We start from the raw sequence: 20612 nt of genomic DNA on the forward strand, positions 1-20612 counted from the left end.
GTCTACCTATATTAATAACATAGGTGAATAGGCCTATAACTGCTTTTCGGCTACAACAATATTGTCTTGCAAAGGATGTGACAAAGAAAATAGCTAATTTTGGAGATTTATAGTGGATTGTGTAAAAGTCATGTGTGGGAAGCTACATATATAAAAACTACTATTCAATTAGGATAATTTCTAACAGAAAAGTTCCTTAGTAGTAGTCATCTCGTTTTGGAATATAAGTGTTTACTTGCAGTACTTGTGTAGGTCACTATCAAACAAGATAGTCTCATTTCGAGACGTCCGAAACATGAAGCTAATCTAAAATAAGAGGAGAGAAAACATGAAAAGAAGAAATAAGAGGAATCTTAGTATTATCACGGTAATTGCTATACTTTTTAATTTATTCTCACCAGTAGCTAATTTAAATGTAAAGGCTGAAACGGTTGTAGCTACAGATCTGCTTATCTCCGAATATATTGAGGGATCGGGTTTTAACAAGGCTATCGAATTATACAACGGAACAGGCTCTGACCTTGATTTAAGTCAGTATAGTCTAGGTATTCATACAAATGGGGCAGAGGAAGTTTCACAAAAACTTACGCTATCTGGCACATTAAAAAATGGTGAAACTTATGTACTCTATCATGGTCAAGCCGATGAAAAAATTAAAGCAAAAGGGAATCTTGAAAATTCAACGGTAATTAACTTTAATGGTAACGATCCTCTTGTTCTATTAAAAGGAGACTCTATCATTGATTCAATTGGGCAAGTTGGCTCATCTGCTGATTTTGCTAAAGACGTTACTTTAGTTAGAAATAGTGATGTTCTAACAGGTGATAAAAATAGTAAAGATATTTTTGATAGAAATGTAGAATGGACAAATAAAGGGATTAATTTCTTTGATGATCTCGGAACCCATACTATAGGTACAGTAATTCCTGAAGAACCTACAGAACCAGTTCCTGCTATTTCTATCGCAGATGCTCGTCAGCTTGGTGCGGGGAATACAGTTACTATAGAAGGAATTGCGACAACTAATTCAGGACTATGGGGAAGCGAAACCTTCTATATGCAAGATACATCTGCAGGGATGTTTGTATATGCTAGCCCTAAATCGGTTAAGTCAGGAGATAAAGTAAAAATAACGGGCGTATTAAAGACATATAAAAACGAGCTGGAAATGGAACCAGCAAGCCTCGATATTATTTCTTCAGACAATGAACTACCAGCTGCACAGTCTGTTGCTGAAGTAACTGGATCTACACAAGGTGAATTGCTCAAATTACAAAATGTGACAATCTCTGAAATGACGAAAGATAGCTATGGCACTGCTACGTTCCAAGCTGTATTTGAAAGTGGAGAAAAAGTAAGAGTTATTCACGATAATCGTACCGGCTCTACTTACGATGAATTAATTAAACATTATAAAGAAGGAGATAAAGTTCATCTTACAGGAATTGGATCTGTTGATGAAACTGGATTCCATCTGAAAACTACTGGTCTTAATAGCTATGATTTAGTAAACAAGCCAGCCGTTTATACAACCCAAACACAAGGTGTAGTTCCAGCTGGTACAAAGGTCGAATTAAATTCTGGTATTGATAATGCGGCTATCTATTACACAACAGACGGTTCCGCGCCAACTGAAACTAGCACAAAGTACTCGGAAGCAATCGCTTTAGAAACAGGTGAAACTACGATTAAAGCAATTGCTGTTAATAATGGCACAGTAAGTGATGTATTTAGCTTTACTTTTAAAATTCTAAATACTGAAAATATCCGCATCCATGATATTCAAGGAAAAGGACATATTTCTGAATATAATGGCTCTTCTGTTACGGACATAACTGGTGTTGTGACCTATGTATTTGGTACAAGCAGTTTTGTTATGCAGGATGTTGATGGTGCGGATACTGACAAAACCACTTCCGAAGCAATTGAAGTATATAAATCATCTCATGGTGTTTCTGTTGGTGATAAAGTATCTGTTACTGGAACAGTTACGGAATATGGCGGAGGAGCTAACCTATCGAAAACACAAATTACTGCAACGGCAGTTACTAAAAATGGTACAGCTGAATTACCTGCTCCACTTGTCATTGGGAAAGATATTTTCCCTCCAAATAAAGTAATTGACAATGATGAAATGAAATCCTTTGATCCAGAAGAAGATGGTATCGACTTTTGGGAATCTGTTGAATATATGCGTGTTTCATTTCCAGATGCTCTTGTAGTTGGACCTCCATATTCTAATGATGTGCCTATTATTGTGGAAAGCACGACAAATAATACGTTAAATAATCAGGGTGGACTAAATATCGCAAAAGACGATTATAACCCTGAAAAAATCTTTTTGGATAATGTAGGCAGTAACTTCCAACCAGGTGATAAATTTAATGGCGATGTAGTAGGGGTCGTTACTTATTCAAGCAATGGCTATCAATTATCAGTCAATAAGAACGAATTACCTACTGTAACAAAGGCAAACTTAACACAAGAAGTTACTCATATTGCACCTGCAAAAGATAAATTAACTGTTGCTTCTTATAATGTTGAGAACTTCTCAAATAACAAATCAAACACTCCAGATGACAAAGTAGCAAGAATTGCCAAGTCATTCGTGGAAAATATGAAGTCTCCTGATATCATTACTTTAATAGAGGTACAGGATAATGATGGAGAAACGAATTCTGGAAATACAGATGCATCAGAAAGCTATCAACGTTTAATCGATGCGATCACTGTTGCTGGTGGTCCAACCTATAAATGGACAGATGTAGCGCCTGTGAACAATGCGAACGGTGGAGCGCCTGGTGGAAATATCCGTGTTGGCTATCTTTACAATCCTGAACGAGTAACATTAGTTGAAGGAACAAAGGGAGCAGCAACGGAGGCAAATGGATGGACGGAAACGGGTAACCTGACATTAAATCCAGGTGTTATTAACCCAGAAGCATTTACTAACACACGAAAACCACTTGCTGCAGAATTTGAATTCGAGGGTCAACATGTTGTTGTGATCGGAAATCACTTGAATTCTAAAGGCGGAGATCAATCTTTATGGGGAGCTAATCAGCCACCTATATTGTCTTCCGAAACAGAGCGCCTAAAACTAGCAAAAGAAGTAAATAACTTCATTAAGGATGGTCTTGCAAAAAATCCTAACTTAAATGTGGTTGTAGCTGGAGACATGAATGATTTCGAATTCACGCCAGTTCTTGAAACCTTAAAAGGTGATATTTTAACAAATATGGTAGAAAAGGTTCCTGCAGAAGATCGCTTTTCTTACTTCTTCCAAGGAAACAACCAAGTACTAGATCATATTTTAGTAACAAATAAATTAGCTGATGTAACAACAGCTGATATGATTCATATTAACGCAAACTTTACGGAAGCAACTGGACAAGCATCTGATCATGACCCAGTATTGATTCAACTTGATTTACCTAAATTACCAGAAGTACCTGATTTAACGTTCATCCATACTAATGACATTCACTCTGCTTTGGATAACATACCGAAGACGGTTACTGCTGTAAAAGAAATACGAGCAGCCAATCCAAATGCACTTCTCCTTCATGCAGGAGACCAATTTACGGGTACATTATATTTTAATGAATTCCAAGGGAAAGCAGATTTGGCGATGCTAAACTTGCTTGGAGTTGATGCAATGACTTTTGGAAACCATGAATTTGATTTAGGTTCTTCAGCAGAAGGACATCAAGCATTGGTTGACTTTATTAAGGGAGCAAATTTCCCATTTGTAAGTGCAAATGTTGATTTCTCGAAAGATGCTAAATTTGCTGGACTTCAAAATAAATCAATCGAATCAAAATTTGAAAATGGTGAGATTTACAGTGGAATTGTTAAAGAAGTAAACGGTGAAAAAGTTGGTATCTTCGGTTTAACGACAGAGGAAACAGCAGATATTTCTAGCCCAGGATCGATTGTTTTTGAAAACTATCTAAAAGAAGCGGAAAAAGCAGTCGAAGCTTTTGAAAAAGCAGGTGTCAACCGAATTGTTGCATTGACACATATTGGATATGACGATAACGCAGCAATTGATAACGATCTAATTCTTGCTGAAAAAGTCGAAGGTATTGATGTAATTGTTGGCGGTCATAGCCATACAACATTAGAAAAACCAGTTATTGTAGACAAGGATGAAACACCTACAGTAATTGTTCAAACCGGAAACTCAAATGGAAATCTTGGCGTTTTAAATGTAAACTTTGATGAAAATGATGTAGTGAAAACTTATGATGGTCACTTAGTAGCTATTGGTGCTCAAACAGAAGATAAAGAAGCTGTTGAAGTCTTAGCACCATTTAAAGCACAGGTTAATAAAGTGGCTCAAACTGAAATCGGTGTATCTACACCAATTGCATTGGAAAGTCCACGTACGAATGGCGATGATACAAAACCAAGTGTCCGTAAAAATGAAACCATTTTAGGAAACTTGATTACCGATGGAATGCTTGAGAAATCAAGAACATTTACTGGTAAAAATGTTATCATGGCACTACAAAACGGTGGTGGTATCCGAGCATCAATCGATAAAGGACCAATCACTGTTGGAGAAATAATCACTGTTCTGCCATTTAACAATACTTTAGCAACCATGGACGTAACGGGTGCAGAGCTCAAAGAAGCATTTGAAATTTCTCTAGGTCAATACCCAACAGAAAACGGTGGCTTCTTACATGTAGCAGGTGGGAAAGTTGTGTATGATGCAGCAAAACCAGCTGGAGAGCGAATTGTATCAGTTTCATATTTAAATGAAGATGGTAAATATGTAGAAGTTCAAGATGATACAATGTACACAATTGCAACAAATGCATTCACTGCTAAAGGTGGCGACGGTTATGGAGTATTTGCCAACGCATATGCAGAAGGCCGTGTAACAGATTTAGGGCTATCTGATTGGGAAAATTTCCGAGATCATTTAGTAAGTCTTGGAAGTGAAGGTATTCCTACTGAAGTGGAAGGAAGAATTGTTGATGTAGCAGATGAGTTTAACTTATCTGTAATGCATACTAATGATATCCACTCTGCTTTGGATAACATGCCGAAGACCGTTACTGCTGTAAAAGAGGTGCGAGCAGAAAATCCAAATTCACTTCTTCTTCATGCAGGTGACCAATTTACAGGTACATTATATTTTAATGAATTCCAAGGGAAAGCAGATTTAGCGATGCTGAACTTGCTTGGCATTGATGCAATGACTTTTGGGAACCATGAATTTGATTTAGGTTCTTCAGCGGAAGGGCATCAGGCATTGGCTGACTTTATTAAAGGAGCAAACTTCCCATTTGTAAGTGCAAACGTTGATTTCTCAAAAGATGCTAAATTTGCTGGACTTCAAAACGATTCAATCGAATCGAATGTTGAAAATGGTGAGATTTACAATGGCATTATTAAAGATGTAAATGGAGAAAAAGTTGGTATCTTCGGTTTAACGACAGAGGAGACGGCTGATATTTCTAGTCCAGGATCTATTACTTTTGAAAACTATCTGAAAGAAGCAGAAAAAGCTGTTGCATCCTTTGAAGAACAAGGGATTAATAAGATTATTGCATTAACTCATATCGGATATGACGACAACGCTGCGATTGATAATGATTTAATTCTTGCTGAAAAAGTCGAGGGCATTGATGTAATCGTTGGCGGTCATAGCCATACAACATTAGAAAAACCAGTTATTGTAGACAAGGATGAAACACCTACTGTCATTGTGCAGACTGGTAATGCTAATAGTAATTTAGGTGTGTTGGATGTAACTTTCAATAAAAATGGGGTTGTAACAGACAATAGTGGACGTTTGATTGCAATTGGCTCCCAAACACCTGATACTGAAGCAACAGAAGTATTGGCACCATTCAAAGCACAAGTGAATAAGGTGGCACAAGCAGAAATTGGTGTGTCTACACCAATCGCATTAGAAAGCCCACGTACGAACGGTGATGATACACAACCAAGTGTTCGTAAAAATGAAACAGTTCTTGGGAATTTAATTACAGATGGAATGCTTGAGAAATCAAGAACATTTACTGGTAAAAATGTTATCATGGCACTACAAAACGGTGGTGGTATCCGAGCATCAATCGATAAAGGACCAATCACTGTTGGAGAAATAATCACTGTTCTGCCATTTAACAATACTTTAGCAACCATGGACGTAACGGGTGCAGAGCTCAAAGAAGCATTTGAAATTTCTCTAGGTCAATACCCAACAGAAAACGGTGGCTTCTTACATGTAGCAGGTGGGAAGATAGTATATGATGCGAAAAAACAAGCAGGAGAGCGCATTGTATCTGTTTCTTATCTAAATGAAGATGGTAAATACGTAGAAGTGAAAGACGATGTAATGTACACAATTGCAACAAACGCGTTTACTGCTAAAGGTGGCGACGGTTACGGTGTGTTTGCCAAAGCATATGCAGAAGGTCGTGTAACGGACTTAGGTTTATCTGATTGGGAAAACTTCCGAGATCATTTAGTAAGTCTTGGAAGTGACGGTATTCCTACTGAAGTGGAAGGAAGAATTGTTGATGTGAGTCAAGAACCAGGAGAAGAACCAGGAGAAGAACCAGGAGAAGAACCAGGAGAAGAACCAGGAGAAGAACCAGGAGAAGAACCAGGAGAAGAGCCAGGAGAAGAACCAGGAGAAGAACCAGGAGAAGAGCCAGGAGAAGAACCAGGTCAAGAGCCAGGAGAAGAGCCAGGTCAAGAACTAGGAGAAAATCCAGGCAATAATCCAGGAGAAAACCCTGGTAATCCAAATCCTGTAAAAGAAGTTAAACTAAAAGTAATTAAAGATGGAAACAAATATAAAATTAGTGATTCTGCACTTGCCAATCTTGCAGATAATGCTGTAGTTTATATCAGTGTTGATAACAAAATCAATGCAACCATTACACTAACGAAAGAACAAATTCAGGCTTTACAAGAGGCTGATGCAACAATCGTGGTAAGTAACGGAAATGTTGAGATTCAAATCCCTGCTTCTATTCTTCCTTTAGCTGATCATGTAGAAATTAAAGTGAAGAAAATGAAAGTGAAAGGTTCAATGGTAGCATATGACTTCACAATTGCGGCTGATGGAGAAACATACCATAAATTCAATGAAAAAGTTAAACTTACATTCAAAGTTGATTCAAAGCAAGTCAAAAATCCTAAAAATGTAAAAGTTTATTATTGGAATGAAAAGGAAGGTAAATGGGAATTAGTTGGTGGAGAATACAAAAATGGTGCTGTGTCAGTTTATACAGATCACTTCAGTACGTATGGTGTATTTGAAGGTCAACCAGATTCTTCTAAGGTTCCAACTCAAGTTAATGAGCTTCCTAATACAGCGACAAACAGCTTTAACATTTTACTTGCAGGATTTATGTTAATAGTAGTTGGAGTTGGTTTATACTTTGTTAAGAGAAGAAATGGTAAAACAAATTATTAAGTAGTAAAGAAATAAAGAAACTGCGACATAATGAAAAGAAGAGAAATTGAGTACGCTCAATTTCTCTTTTTCAAACGCATACCTTTCCATATATTAGTCCCAAAAGTCAGATTCTCTCTAACTATTTGGAAGTAGCATAAAATCTTATTGGAAACTGTCCTTTTTCATAAAACGATAACCGACACCCCAAATCGTTTCAATAAATTGCGGATTTGAGGGGTCCTTTTCGATTTTTTCTCTTATCTTTCTAATATGAACGGTAACTGTGTTCACATCTCCCAATGAATCATATCCCCAGATTCGCTCCATTAAATGTTCTTTCGTAAAAGCGATATTTGGATTTTCAACTAAGAATTTTAGTAAATCGAATTCCTTGGCAGTAAACATTTTTTCTTCATCATTAACAAACACTCTTCTTGAATCACTTTGGATAAGGATACTACCAATTTGGAGGGTAATTGTAAAAGCTGAAAGGGAAAAAGGTTTTGTTGTCATTAAAGTAATCGACCATGGAAGAGGAATGTCAGAAGAAGAAGTGAAGTCTCTAGGAACCCCTTTTTATTCATTAAAGAGCAAAGGAACAGGTCTTGGATTGATGATTTGCTTTAATATTGTCGAAAAATACAATGGTAGAATTGAATTCAAAAGCTTAAAGGATCATGGAACAACTACTTTAGTTCGCTTTCCATACTGCGATCGAGCAAAGGCAAAGTACAAAAGGAACTTACAGAAGTAAGCTGCAAGGAATAAGATCTATCAGTCTATTTTATCTTCTTCTTTTTTTACGATCGATTTTAGCGAGCGAATCGTGGACAGACTTAACGATTAAAAGGAGGAACTTCTATATAATAGGTAGACTCACTAGATGCTGTGACGATGCAAAGAGGATAGGCGGTTACTATACTTTTTTAGAATATTTATTTATGATAAAGTATTAAGACTGTAGTTGTTTTAAAATAGGAGGTCAATAAAATGGAGAATAATGATATATTAATTCGTTTAAGATACGCGTTAGAAATAAAAAATAGTGAAATGGCAGAAATATTTAAGCTTGGAGGATTGGAGGTATCTGTACCAGAGGTGGTGAAAATACTTAAAAAGTCAGATGATGAAGCAGAGAATGACGATCAAATAAAATTAACGAATAGTATGTTAGATTCATTTCTTAATGGCTTTATTATTTATAAAAGAGGAAGGCAAGAGCCTAAACCGGGACAACCAAATAAACCAGAATCGTCGATAAAAAACAATTCGAATGTAAACAATATCCTTTTAAAGAAAGTTAAAATCGCACTGGCATTAACTACAGAGGATATGATAGACATATTTAAAAAAGCTGGATTAAATGTATCAAAAGGAGAGCTAGGAGCCTTCTTCAGAAAAGAAGGGCATAAAAATTATAAAGTGTGCTTAGATAATTTCGCCAGGAACTTCTTAAAAGGATTAGCGCTTAAATATAGAGGATAAGCAGTAAAGGACTAGTCAGGTGAAAATATGCTACATACTTATTTAGGAGAAACAATACGTTTTGATATAAAATATAAAAATCGTACTTCCATCGGGCTTTCCATAGATGGCTATGGAAATATAGTAGTTTTGGCACCAAAAAAGACGCCTGATGAATGTGTAATTCATGTGCTAGAGGGAAACTGGGATCAAATTCTCAACAAAATAAAAGAAATGAAGAAAAGAATGGAAGGTCCACAGGAAAAGGTATATGAAAATAATGAAAGTTTTCTGTATTTAGGTAATACTTATCCTATTAAAATCGTCCAAGATATAGCTGTTATACAAGAACGTGTGGAGTTCGAAAAAGAAATACTGCATGTTTATATAAAGCATCTTGATAAGAACAAAATAAAGCAATTATTGAAAAGGTATTATTATCAGAGGTGTAAGGCTTTAGTAGAAGAACGAGTCTTTCACTATCAAAATAATTTCAAAACAAAACCTCGCTCGATTCGAATTACTGACAGTAAAACTACATGGGGAACCTGTGATTCAAATTTCCAATTAACCTTTAACTGGAGGTTAGCAATGGCTCCACTTGAGGTAATTGATTATGTCGTTGTTCATGAAATGTGCCATATGGTTCATCTTAATCATGACCGCTCCTTTTGGCGTCTTGTTGGAAAGCTAATGCCTGATTACAAAGAGAAAGAGAAGTGGTTAGCTTTGTCGAGCTGGAAAATGACTGTATAGGAGAGTTGGCAGTTATAAAGTATTCTTAAGCTCGAGTATTAAATTTGGACCCCATATATTAAAAAAGTAGCGTCTAGTAGTCGTATGTCGACTATCTGGCGCTATTTTCATTTCACTCTTGGACAAGCCTAAAATGAAAGATCATATCATCGAATTAGAGGCAGCATATCCAGCTGGTATAGCCGAATTTGCCCTTTTGTCCGGTGTGGACGAATCTATGCAAATGGCCAAACAGGCATTGAAATTAGCGAAAGCCTAGTTCCTTAAAAATTGGTTGCTACCTTATGAACTAAATATACAATAACCATTTAAAAATAAAGTATTCCACTATGAAACTTTTTCTAACTATTAATCGTAAAAAAACATGTGGGAAAATCGTTTTGTTATTCGAAATAAGTAATACATGAAGCGGTGGAAGTTTTTCATCCCTGTTAATGAGGGAGAGGAGGGATCTTTTGAACTTTGTTGCATGGATGATAGTTGCAAGTGAAATAGGTTTTTGGATTGTGATTATTTTAGGATTAATAACTAGATATATTTTTAAGAAGGAAAAACTAGGTTTCTTCTTTCTAGCATTAACACCTGTAATTGATTTATTATTGTTGGTTACTACAAGTATCGATATGTATCGAGGAGCAACAGCAACTACTGCACATGCTATTGCTGCTGTATATATCGGCATTTCGATTGCCTTTGGAAGAGATATGATTAAATGGGCGGATGTAAGATTTCGTTATTACATCGCAAAGCAAGGATCAAAGCCGATTCAATTGTTTGGGATGGACTATGCAAGACAATATCTGAAAAGCTGGGGAAAACATGTGTTAGCTTATGCAATTGGAGCAGGGATATTATTCATTTTAATATTTTCCATAAATGATTCAGCTCGTACAGAAGCACTAGATGGTATATTAAAACTATGGACGCTAGTATTAGGGATCGACTTGATTATTGCGATAACGAATTTTATTTGGCCCAAAAAGAGAAAAGCATAGTTTTAAGTCCTTTGATGTTCAAAGTTAAATATGGAGGTCTAGGATATCAAAATATAACATTTCTCATTCAATAAACGAGGGGAAGATTTTTCTTTCCCTCGCTTATTAATCTTTGCCCACTAAACTTCATTATTCATTAATATTCAGGGCAATTTCCTCTAATTCTTCTTTTACTTGACCAATAAGCGAAATGACAGCTCCTGTCGCTTGAATCCAACTGCCTAATGTACCAATATTCTGTTGGCCATCGTTATTTATTCCTTTTAATTGTTCCGTTCCACCAATCGCCTGCAAAGAATTCCCAATCCCTTGTAATAAACCGCCAATTATATTTTCGATTCTTCCATCTGCTGTGCTATCGAAAAATTCATCTGTAAGTCCAACAAAACTTCCTAGAGCTTGCAGCCAGCTACCTGTAATAATTAATTTTTGCTCGGCTGGGGTATTACTTGTTTTATAAAGCACTAATCCGGTTACAACAGTTGAATTTCCGATAGCTTGAATCTCATCTCCTAGTTTTTCTAATGAGATTGTTCCTTGTCCGTCAGCAGATAAGGCGCTGCCTGTTCCTTGTAATACATTACCAACTAAACGAAGTTGATAATTTGTTTCATTCGATAAATGGAAGGAAGGAGTATTTCCGATAGCAGCTTGGATAGTACCGATCGTGCTAATAGCTGTTCCGAAAATTTCTTTAAAATGTCCACTCACTTTTCATCAACCGCCCATCATTTTGCACGATATATCCTATTCAAAATTATTTTATTCGGGACAAAAAAAGAAGGGTAGAAGGGGAATATAGTGGCTTATTTATAAACAAAAATAAAAAATAACTTGGAAATTTTCCAAGTTATTTGAGAAATCCTTATTTACTGCCGAAACTGCCAGAAAACTGCCTCACAACCGCTTGAATTTCCTCTAATTTTTCTGGTTTTATTAGACTAATCATTTTAGGAAGAAATTGTTCAATATCACTTTGAGAAAAAGTACCTTCATTTTGTTTTCGGAAGTTTTCCATGAGTATCTCTTTCGCTTCTTCTTCTTTTCCCTCTTGCACTCTTTGCAAAATGAAAGATAAAAATTTTTCTTGTCCTTGCTTGTCCATTACTTGGCCTCCTAATGTATGTATCTCTGCTTATTATAATCCCAAAAAGGGTATTTACATATAATCTTTGCTATTTTTTTATCCCACTCTTAATAGGCAGTAAAATCTCCACCTCATGAAATCAATTTAGTTGATGTTACTCAACAGATAGCGAGTTACAGCAATACTGTTATAACTTTATATAAGAAGGATCTGTTTCGTAATAAAAATTGTTCTTAGACTTATCAAACACAACAAAAGTAATTAGATACATTAATTGAAAAATGTGTAGAATTAATTTCATTGTATAAAAAGTTGGCAAGGTTATTTTATCTAGAATCTATAAAAAAGGAAAAGACATATATAATTAGAATACAAGAAGTGTTAAATAATATATATGTTGTTGAAACCTTTTTCTGGAAAACGATGCTGCATGAAGTTGGTAACCAGGAAAATAAATTTAAAAGGTACTCTATAGTAAATAAGTGCAATTGGACAAATTGAGTAGGAGGGGGGACACAGCCTCCGGACAGGTCTTATCTTTCTCACTTATCCTCGATGGTGTCTACTTGTATTCAGGCTACTCAGTATTTTTTTAAAATTATTACCTTATTGAAAAACACCAATCTTTTAGCAAAGAGAAAAAGCTAAATACAAAAAAGTAAAAAATAGTAAGTTATACCAGTTTAAATAAAATAATTTAGTGAAAAAAAGATAGCAGGGGAATATCCCCCTGCTATCTTTTTTTGGAATGTATTTTTCTTCATTTTCCGCTTCTAGTAATTTATTTTTACAAAAAATAACACGAAAGATATTGATTTTAATGATATTTACAAAACCTTTACAAAGAGATAATAGAATATTTACACTTGGGATTTATCATACTAATTAGACAAGATACGACATAGACAAGTTGCTATTTTTTTGGAGGTAAAACATGGTCATAATAAAAAAAATAAAAATGGTACTCATGTTTCTGTCTATACTCGCACTATTATCAGCATGTGCAAGTAATTCAGAATCGGAACAAACAAATGACAATAAATCGCCGATATCAATTTCAGGATCTACTTCTGTCGGACCACTTGCTGAGAAATTAGCAGCAAAATATCATGAACACGATAATATAAAAATTGAAATAAATCAAATTGGTTCTTCCGCAGGTATTGCAAATGCGATGAGTGGAGTTTCCGAACTCGGGATGTCTTCACGTGACTTAAAAGAAGAAGAACAAGGGAATTTAAAGGAAGTAGTCATTGCTTATGATGGAATTGTAGTAGTGACACATCCAAGCAATAAAGTGAAAGAGTTAACCTTAGAGCAAGTCAAACAAATATTCACTGGTGAAATAACGAATTGGAAACAACTTGGAGGAGATGACATGGAAATTGTTGTTGTCTCTCGTGAGGATGGATCTGGTTCACGTGATGCCTTCCAAGAGATTGTAGGCTACGGATCCGGAGAATTAATTAGAAATGCAATTATAGCAAGCGGAAACGGAAATATTAAAACTACAGTTGCAAATAATAAACATGCAGTAGGATTCATTTCCTTTGAATACATCGATGATGCTATCTCGACAATCAATATTGATGGTGTTGAGGCTACTGCTGAAAATGTATTAGAGCAAAAATATAAGTTATCAAGACCGTTTCTGTTTGTATATAAAGATGGGAATTTAACGGCGAATGGCCAGAAATTCATCGATTTTATTCTAAGTGATGAGGGGCAAAAGATTGCCGCAGAAGCAGGAGCAATTCCTATTAAGTAAAACCAAAATCTTTAGAAGTAATCTTGGAGGAAAATAGAGTGTCTATTCAAACAACCGAAAAGCAAGCCTCAGAAATGGGCAAGGCAAATAAGAGGAAGTATATGTTTGAGAAGGTCTCAGCAAGAGTTTTCATGCTTTGTGCCCTTCTTTCCGTAATAAGCTTAGTATTAATTATTGGATTCGTATTTTATAAAGGGACACATCCTTTTGTGGCTGAGGGGTATAGTTTTTTTGATTTTATCTTTGGAGTAGACTGGGTACCGAGTGAAGGAGAATTTGGGATTTGGCCGATGATTGTCGCATCCCTTTATGCAACCATTGGAGCACTAGTTATTGGCGTTCCAATTGGACTATTTACCGCAATCTTTTTGGCAGAAATAGCATCAAAAAGAATCGCAAAAATTGTTTCACCAGCGATTCAGCTTTTAGCAGGGATTCCATCTGTTTTATATGGTGTGTTTGGTCTAGCAATTATCGTTCCATTTTTGCAAAATACATTTGGTTTAGTAAAAGGTCAAAGTTTATTCGCAGTTATTCTAGTACTAGCAATCATGATGCTACCAACGATTGTAACAGTGGCAGAGACAGCCATTCGCGCAGTACCAAGAACGTACAGAGAAGGATCCCTTGCCCTTGGAGTATCGGAAATCGGAACTATTTTTAAAGTTGTTGTCCCTGCAGCAAAATCAGGTATTATGACAGCAATTGTATTAGGATTAGGGCGGGCAATCGGAGAAACAATGGCAGTTATTTTAGTTGCAGGTAACAGTTTAATCGTGCCTACAAGCTTAACAGATAGTGTTCGTCCGTTAACGACAAACATTGCCTTAGAAATGGGTTACGCTGCCGGAACACATCAAGAAATGCTATTTGCAACGGGTATTGTCTTATTCTCATTCATTTTAATATTGAATTTTGTTTTAGCGAAAATTAGTTCGAAGGGTGGCAAATAAGATGAGACAATGGAAAGATAACTTGTTACGTGGACTTCTTTGGTTTTCTGCTTTCTTATCAGTTGCCGTCCTTGTTATGATTGTTGGTTATATTTTTTATAAAGGATTTCGCTTAATTAACTTTGATTTTATTTTTGGCGATTATTCCCCAACGGGTGGCGGCGGAATTTGGCCAATGATTGTTACAACTATCTATACAATTGTAATTTCCTTAATCATTGCAACTCCAATTGGAATATTAGCGGCTGTTTATTTACAAGAGTATGCGAAACAAGGCCGACTAGTTAGAGTGATACGATTTGCAACAGAAAGCTTAACAGGTATTCCCTCGATTATTTACGGTTTATTTGGGGCAGTATTCTTTGTAACAACATTAAAATTGGGCATGTCTATTTTGGCAGCTTCTTTAACGTTAACGATTATCGTACTACCTGTTATTATTCGAACAACAGAGGAATCTTTAAAAACAGTTCCTCCAACCTATCGAGAGGGATCTTTAGCCCTCGGTACAACGAGACTACAAACATTATATAAAGTTATTTTACCTAGTGCGATGCCTGGGATATTATCAGGAATTATCCTTTCAATCGGAAGAATTGTTGGAGAGTCTGCTGCGATTTTCTTAACTGCAGGTACAGTTGCTGCAATGCCAGAGGGCTTGCTGTCATCTGCTCGAACATTAACTGTTCATTCCTTTTTAGTAACGCAAGAGTCTGGAGATATTGAACTAGCTGCTGCAGTCGGTATTGTCTTGATTGTAATAATTCTTGCTATAAACCTTATTGCAACATATATTTCAAAAAAATTAAACAAGGCAGACTACTAATTTATAAGGGGTATGTTTATGACTACAACAGTAAAGCAAAAAAGTCAAAAGAAAACAGGGAAAGCATTTTTACAGGTAGGTCAAGAAGGTACACCTGGAACATCAAAAATTAGTGTTACTGATTTAAATTTATTTTACGGAGAAAAACAAGCGTTGTTTGGAGTATCACTTGATATTGAAGAAAAAAAAGTAACGGCTTTAATTGGACCGTCTGGTTGCGGTAAATCAACCTTTCTAAGAACGCTAAACCGTATGAATGATTTAATTGATGGCGTAAAAATTGCAGGAGATATCGTCATTGATGGGGAAAATATATATGCATCAAATGATGTTATAAAGTTACGCACAAGAGTAGGAATGGTTTTTCAAAAGCCTAATTTATTCCCGATGAGTATTTTTGATAATGTTGCTTATGGACCTAGAATGCAAGGAATCAAAAATAAAAAGGAATTAAACAAAATTGTAGAAGAAAGCTTACGTGGCGCAGCTATTTGGGAGGAAGTAAAAGACCGTTTAAAAACATCTGCACTTGGTTTATCAGGTGGACAGCAGCAACGTGTTTGTATTGCTCGCGCTATTGCAATGAAACCAGATGTTATTTTAATGGATGAGCCCACTTCTGCATTAGATCCCATTTCTACTTTGAAAGTAGAAGAGCTTATTACCAAAATGAAAAAAGATTATACGATTGTTATTGTTACACATAACATGCAACAAGCAGCAAGAATCTCCGATAAGACAGCCTTTTTCTTAAACGGAGAAGTGGTTGAATACGATGAAACGAATAAGATTTTTTCTACACCAAGAGATCAGCGCACAGAAGATTATGTAACAGGTCGCTTTGGATAATAGGAGGAGCAAATGGTCATTCGTGAAAACTTTGAGAAGAAACTAGAAGAGTTAAAAGGAAAAATTTCAGAAATGGGTGAAATGTCGATTGCTTCTTTGGAAGAGGCTTTTGATGCATTAAAAACACAAGATGTAGAAATTGCTTTAAATGTAATAGAGGAAGATACAGACATTGACAATCTCGAATCGGAAATTAATCATTTTGCAATTTGGTTAATGGCAAAAGAGCAACCAGTTGCAAGAGATTTACGCGTAGTAATTGGTGTAATTAAAATCTCTTCAGAAATCGAACGAGTTGCAGATTTTGCTGTAAACATTGCAAAGGCAACGATTAAGATCGGAAAAACGCCTTCTCTTTTAGATATTACACAACTAGAAAGAATGAAGGAACTATCCATCGAAATGTTGAAAAAAGCAATAAAATCTTTCATAGAGGAAGATATCGTACTTGCAAAAGAAATAAGTAAGTTAGAAGATCAAGTGGATGATTATTATTTGGAAACATATAAGAAACTTACAGCATACTTAAGTGAGCATCCAGAAGAAACAAATCAACTTGTTCAATTATTATTTATCAATCGTTATTTAGAAAGAACAGCAGACCATATAACCAATATGGCGGAAAGCACAGGGTATTTGATTAAAGGGAAGATTTATGATTTTAATTCCTAAGAACAATAAATAGCAAAAACATTTAGGATAAGTCCAAAAGGAGAGAAAAGATAATAAGTTTTCTCTCCTTTTGGACTTTTGTTTAGTTAAATTGAAAAAACCTTTTTATTTCTAATATTTTGATATTTCTGATAAAATCGCTGTGATGATAATTCAATTTAAAGGGAGGAAGAGTTTTGCAGGAATATTTTGAGCAAGAAAAAAACAACATGCTTCAATTGCTAGAAAGAATAGTGAATATCGATAGTGGTTCATATCAGAAAACGGGAGTGGATAAAGTAGGAGAAATTTTAATCAGGGAATTCGAGCAACTTGGTTTTATTGCAGAAGTACACGAGGTCGTAGATAGAGGCAATAATATCGTATTAAAGCATAAAGAGGCAACTACTCCTAGTGTATTATTGATTGGGCATATTGATACCGTTTTTCCAGCTGGAACAGTTCAAAAACGTCCATTTACAATAGTAGGAGATCAAGCCAAAGGTCCAGGTGTTTTTGATATGAAGGCAAGTCATGTTATGACACTGTATTCTTTAAAATACTTAATTTCGCAAAATAATGATGCTTATAAAAATGTCTTGATTATTATTAATACTGATGAAGAAATAGGATCCATTTCTTCGCGAGAATTGATAGAAGCTACTGCAAAGACAGTTAAACATGTGTTAATTATGGAGCCTGCTGATGTAGATGGGAATGTGGTGATTGGTCGAAAGGGTGGCGGCAAATTTTTTTTGAAGCTATATGGGATATCAGCACATTCTGGTGTTGCACCAGAGAAAGGGGCTAGTGCTATCCAAGAGCTTGCATTAAAGATAGTCCAATTGCATGAATTAACGAAATTAGAAGGAATTCATGTGAATGTTGGCTTAGTAAGTGGTGGTCAATCTGTGAACACGATTGCACCATATGCAGAAGCTGGCATTGATTTGCGTTTTGAAACACAGGAACAAGGGGAATTTGCACAATTAAAAATTTTAGAAATTTGTAATTGTACTGAAAATCCAAACATTCGTATAGAAATTAGTGGTGGTATTACTCGTCCAGCTTGGAAGACAGAGGGAAATAAAAGTAATTTATTTTTCCTAATAAAAGAAGCTGCCTCGGAATTAAATTTAGAGTTGGTAACAAAGTATAGTGGTGGAGGATCAGATGGAAACTTTACAGGAAATATAGGGATTCCAACCGTAGACGGTTTAGGACCAAGGGGAGGAAATGCGCATCAAGAGGATGAGTTTGTGATTGTGTCTTCACTAAGTGAACGTGGACAGTTACTAGTGAAAGCACTGGATAGGTTAAGCAAATAGAAAATAAAAGGGAGTTTTGGAAAGCTTATTTTTTAAGAAATTTGGCAAAACTAAATAGTAATTATGTAATAAATAGTGTTTAAAATTAAAAAGACATGTAGTAAAATGAGATCGTACGTTCGATATTGTGCATATTTAAAAGAATAAGAGGTATATTTATGATTTTAGGAGTTCATGCATATTTACGAATGAATGGGAATTGCAAAGAAGCTGTCAAATTTTATGAAAATGCATTAGACGCAGAAAACCTTGGACTACAAACATATGGTGATATGCCAGATAACCCAGAATTCCCGCTTTCTGAGGAAATGAAAAATCTTGTTTTGCATGCAAATTTAAGAATTGGTAATACTTTTCTAATGTTATCCGATAATCTTCCTGGACAACCTTATCAAGTTGGTTCCCAAGTGGACGTAGCAGTTCTTTTAAATGATCCAGAAAAAGCAAAAGAAGTATTTGAGAAACTAATAGATGGCGGCGAAGTAGTCATGCCTCTTCAAGAAACTCCTTGGAGTCCATCCTATGGACAAGTTAAAGATAAGTTTGGAATTACATGGCAGATTTCTACAGTGGTAGAAGGACAATAAATATATCGGAATAAAACCTAAAAATTGGAAATGTATAAAAGAATAGGATAATAGACCTCTATCTCTTAATCGTTTGGAGTTCTTATTCTACTAAAGTCACCATTTCAGAAGAAGAAATGGTGACTTTAATATTGACAAAAGCATAAAAATAAATAGAAAATATTGTTAACAATTATCTTGTTTCATCGTCTTATGATGAAAATAGGTAAAGCAAATGCAACAAAAAAACATATTCTAAAGAGAGCGGAACGAAAGCTTTTTAAAAAGAGGAAATAGTTTGAGTAAAAATTAGTACCAGGTAATAGTAATTGGTGGTGAAATATAAATAAATAAAAGAAGAGGTGATGTGAATGACAACATCCAAAGCAAGTATTACGGCAATAGGTTCATACGTTCCTGAACGTATTTTAACAAATAATGATTTAGAAAAAATGGTAGAGACAAACGACGAATGGATTGTAAAGCGAACAGGTATCAAGGAAAGAAGAATAGCGAATGAAAAAGAGTTTACCAGTGATCTTAGCTATAAAGCAGTTCTCAATTTAATGGAACGATACGACAAATCAGTTGATGATGTTGATTTAATAATTGTTTGTACAATGACTCCTGAATATAAAACACCGAGTGTAGCTTCCAGCCTTCAGGCTAAATTAGGAATAAAGAATACGGGAGCAATTGATTTAAATGCAGCCTGTGCAGGATTTACTTATGGATTATATGTGGCAAATGGATTGATTACTTCAGGACTAAATAAAAAAGTTCTTGTTGTAGGAGCGGAAACATTATCAAAAATTACGGATTTCACCGATCGTACGACTTGTATCCTTTTTGGTGATGGAGCAGGAGCCGTTCTTTTAGAATATGATGAAGCAGAGCCAAGCTTTATCTCTTCTCATATAGGTTCAGAAGGAGAAGGCGGGCATCATTTATATTCTACAAGTCTAGCTACGCAAATGAACGGCATGGACTTATTAGGGAATGGCTGTATCGTCCAAAATGGTAGAGAAGTTTATAAATGGGCCATTAAAACGGTTACGAACGGTATGAAAACTGTTGCGGAAAAAGGAAGTATGAACCTAAATGAGGTGGACTGGTTTGTACCCCATAGTGCCAATTTAAGAATGTTAGAATCAATTTGTGAGAAAAGCAACTTTCCAATAGAACAAACATTATATAGCTTAGTTCATTATGGAAATACCTCTTCAGGAACGATCCCATTGTCATTAGATATAGGAGTAAAAGAAGGGAAATTAAAATTCGGTGACCATGTATTATTATATGGATTTGGCGGCGGCCTAGCCCATGCAGGATTATTGATTAAATGGACGGTTTAAGAGAAAGCAGAAATTGTGCTTTTTTTATCAGATAAAACGAAGCATGCGTATAAAAGTCGAGACTGAGCACTTGAAAAAGTGCTCCTTTTTTGTGTTGCAAGGGGATGGTTCTTTATAAAGAGAGGGAGATGTTTGGTTATTTTGTCTGTTACCGTTGTAGACAAGAGAAAGGGGGAAAAGGTAACAGAGAGAACTGCTCAGTGACCGTTGCAGCAAGGGAAAAGAGGAAAAGGTAACAGAGAGAACTGCTCAGTGACCGTTGCAGCAAAGGAAAGGAGGAAAAGGTAACAGAGAGAACTGCTCAGTGACCGTTGCAGCAAAGGAAAGGGGGAAAAGGTAACAGAGGAGGCGCATCAGTGACCGTTGTAGCAAAACAAAAGAACAAAAGGTAACAGAGCAATCTGAAAAAACCTCATCTCCATAAAAATTACTTCTTTTAAACTAAAAGCAAGAAAATAACTCATTTATGATAAGATGAATGTAACAAAATCTTGTGATAGGCCTCTATCCCCCTGGCTTATCCGCTTATAAGGAGCAGGTAACAGAATGAATTGTCCAATTTAAAAGTCTCCCACTAACTAATAAAGA

15 protein-coding genes and 2 pseudogenes are annotated in these 20612 nt (G+C 35.6%); 14 read left to right on the forward strand and 3 right to left on the reverse strand.

From position 1 onward, the window contains the following. Positions 1 to 328 precede the first annotated feature (328 nt). Entirely contained in the window at positions 329 to 7444 is a 7116-nt protein-coding gene (locus HHU08_RS24995; protein ID WP_235678800.1) for a 5'-nucleotidase C-terminal domain-containing protein, read from the forward strand. Between the two features lie 144 nt (positions 7445 to 7588). On the opposite strand, the pseudogene HHU08_RS04835 reads toward HHU08_RS24995, so the two are convergent. Further along, positions 7589 to 7870 (reverse strand): annotated as a pseudogene (locus HHU08_RS04835) (winged helix-turn-helix domain-containing protein); the annotation flags it as partial. Here HHU08_RS04835 and HHU08_RS04840 point away from each other — a divergent pair. The 5 genes and pseudogenes from HHU08_RS04840 to HHU08_RS04860 all read left to right on the forward strand — a co-directional run bounded on the left by HHU08_RS04840 (position 7818) and on the right by HHU08_RS04860 (position 10641). Continuing rightward, the gene (locus tag HHU08_RS04840) at positions 7818 to 8180 is read left to right on the forward strand and encodes an ATP-binding protein (RefSeq protein WP_224428347.1); all 363 of its coding nucleotides are present in this window, start codon (positions 7818 to 7820) and stop codon (positions 8178 to 8180) included. The pseudogene HHU08_RS04835 and the gene HHU08_RS04840 overlap by 53 nt on opposite strands. 236 nt (positions 8181 to 8416) lie before the next feature. Further along, positions 8417 to 8911, forward strand: coding sequence for a YehS family protein (locus HHU08_RS04845; RefSeq protein WP_101729642.1), 495 nt, complete (start codon positions 8417 to 8419; stop codon positions 8909 to 8911). Between the two features lie 27 nt (positions 8912 to 8938). Continuing rightward, positions 8939 to 9646 carry a M48 family metallopeptidase gene (locus HHU08_RS04850; RefSeq protein WP_016202671.1) on the forward strand — a complete coding sequence of 236 codons (708 nt, stop codon included), beginning with the start codon at positions 8939 to 8941 and terminating at the stop codon, positions 9644 to 9646. Positions 9647 to 9773: 127 nt separating this feature from the next. Continuing rightward, positions 9774 to 9905, forward strand: a pseudogene (locus HHU08_RS25395) (macrolide 2'-phosphotransferase); the annotation flags it as partial. Between the two features lie 196 nt (positions 9906 to 10101). Beyond that, on the forward strand, positions 10102 to 10641 hold the full coding sequence (locus HHU08_RS04860; RefSeq protein ID WP_016202673.1) for a hypothetical protein: 540 nt from the start codon (positions 10102 to 10104) through the stop codon (positions 10639 to 10641). 129 nt (positions 10642 to 10770) lie between these two features. Here HHU08_RS04860 and HHU08_RS04865 read toward each other — a convergent pair whose 3' ends face one another. Together HHU08_RS04865 and HHU08_RS04870 are read right to left on the reverse strand one after the other, a co-directional pair. Then, the gene (locus HHU08_RS04865) at positions 10771 to 11352 is read right to left on the reverse strand and encodes a DUF6944 family repetitive protein (RefSeq protein WP_016202674.1); all 582 of its coding nucleotides are present in this window, start codon (positions 11350 to 11352) and stop codon (positions 10771 to 10773) included. Between the two features lie 154 nt (positions 11353 to 11506). After that, entirely contained in the window at positions 11507 to 11746 is a 240-nt protein-coding gene (locus tag HHU08_RS04870) for a hypothetical protein (protein ID WP_016202675.1), read from the reverse strand. A 916-nt stretch (positions 11747 to 12662) separates the two neighbouring features. On the opposite strand from HHU08_RS04870, the gene HHU08_RS04875 reads away from it, so the two are divergent. The 8 genes from HHU08_RS04875 to HHU08_RS04910 all read left to right on the forward strand — a co-directional run bounded on the left by HHU08_RS04875 (position 12663) and on the right by HHU08_RS04910 (position 20024). Then, positions 12663 to 13496, forward strand: a complete 834-nt coding sequence (locus HHU08_RS04875; RefSeq protein WP_169187928.1) for a phosphate ABC transporter substrate-binding protein — start codon at positions 12663 to 12665, stop codon at positions 13494 to 13496. Positions 13497 to 13534: 38 nt separating this feature from the next. Continuing rightward, positions 13535 to 14449 (forward strand): phosphate ABC transporter permease subunit PstC, encoded by a 915-nt coding sequence (pstC, locus tag HHU08_RS04880; RefSeq protein ID WP_016202679.1) that lies wholly within the window; start codon positions 13535 to 13537, stop codon positions 14447 to 14449. Position 14450: 1 nt separating this feature from the next. Beyond that, positions 14451 to 15275, forward strand: a complete 825-nt coding sequence (gene pstA, locus HHU08_RS04885) for a phosphate ABC transporter permease PstA (protein WP_016202680.1) — start codon at positions 14451 to 14453, stop codon at positions 15273 to 15275. Positions 15276 to 15293: 18 nt separating this feature from the next. Then, positions 15294 to 16124 carry a phosphate ABC transporter ATP-binding protein PstB gene (gene pstB / locus HHU08_RS04890; RefSeq protein ID WP_016202681.1) on the forward strand — a complete coding sequence of 277 codons (831 nt, stop codon included), beginning with the start codon at positions 15294 to 15296 and terminating at the stop codon, positions 16122 to 16124. A gap of 12 nt (positions 16125 to 16136) precedes the next feature. After that, positions 16137 to 16796: a phosphate signaling complex protein PhoU gene (phoU, locus tag HHU08_RS04895; protein WP_016202682.1), complete on the forward strand. Its 660-nt coding sequence runs from the start codon at positions 16137 to 16139 to the stop codon at positions 16794 to 16796. A 176-nt stretch (positions 16797 to 16972) separates the two neighbouring features. Beyond that, complete coding sequence (locus HHU08_RS04900) at positions 16973 to 18103, forward strand: M20 family metallopeptidase (protein ID WP_169187929.1); 1131 nt, start codon at positions 16973 to 16975, stop codon at positions 18101 to 18103. Positions 18104 to 18261: 158 nt separating this feature from the next. After that, complete coding sequence (locus HHU08_RS04905) at positions 18262 to 18690, forward strand: VOC family protein (RefSeq protein WP_169187930.1); 429 nt, start codon at positions 18262 to 18264, stop codon at positions 18688 to 18690. A gap of 350 nt (positions 18691 to 19040) precedes the next feature. Beyond that, complete coding sequence (locus HHU08_RS04910; RefSeq protein WP_169187931.1) at positions 19041 to 20024, forward strand: ketoacyl-ACP synthase III; 984 nt, start codon at positions 19041 to 19043, stop codon at positions 20022 to 20024. The last annotated feature ends 588 nt before the right edge of the window (positions 20025 to 20612 follow it).

It is taken from the genome of Niallia alba, assembly GCF_012933555.1.
GTDB classification, from domain to species: domain Bacteria; phylum Bacillota; class Bacilli; order Bacillales; family Cytobacillaceae; genus Niallia; species Niallia alba.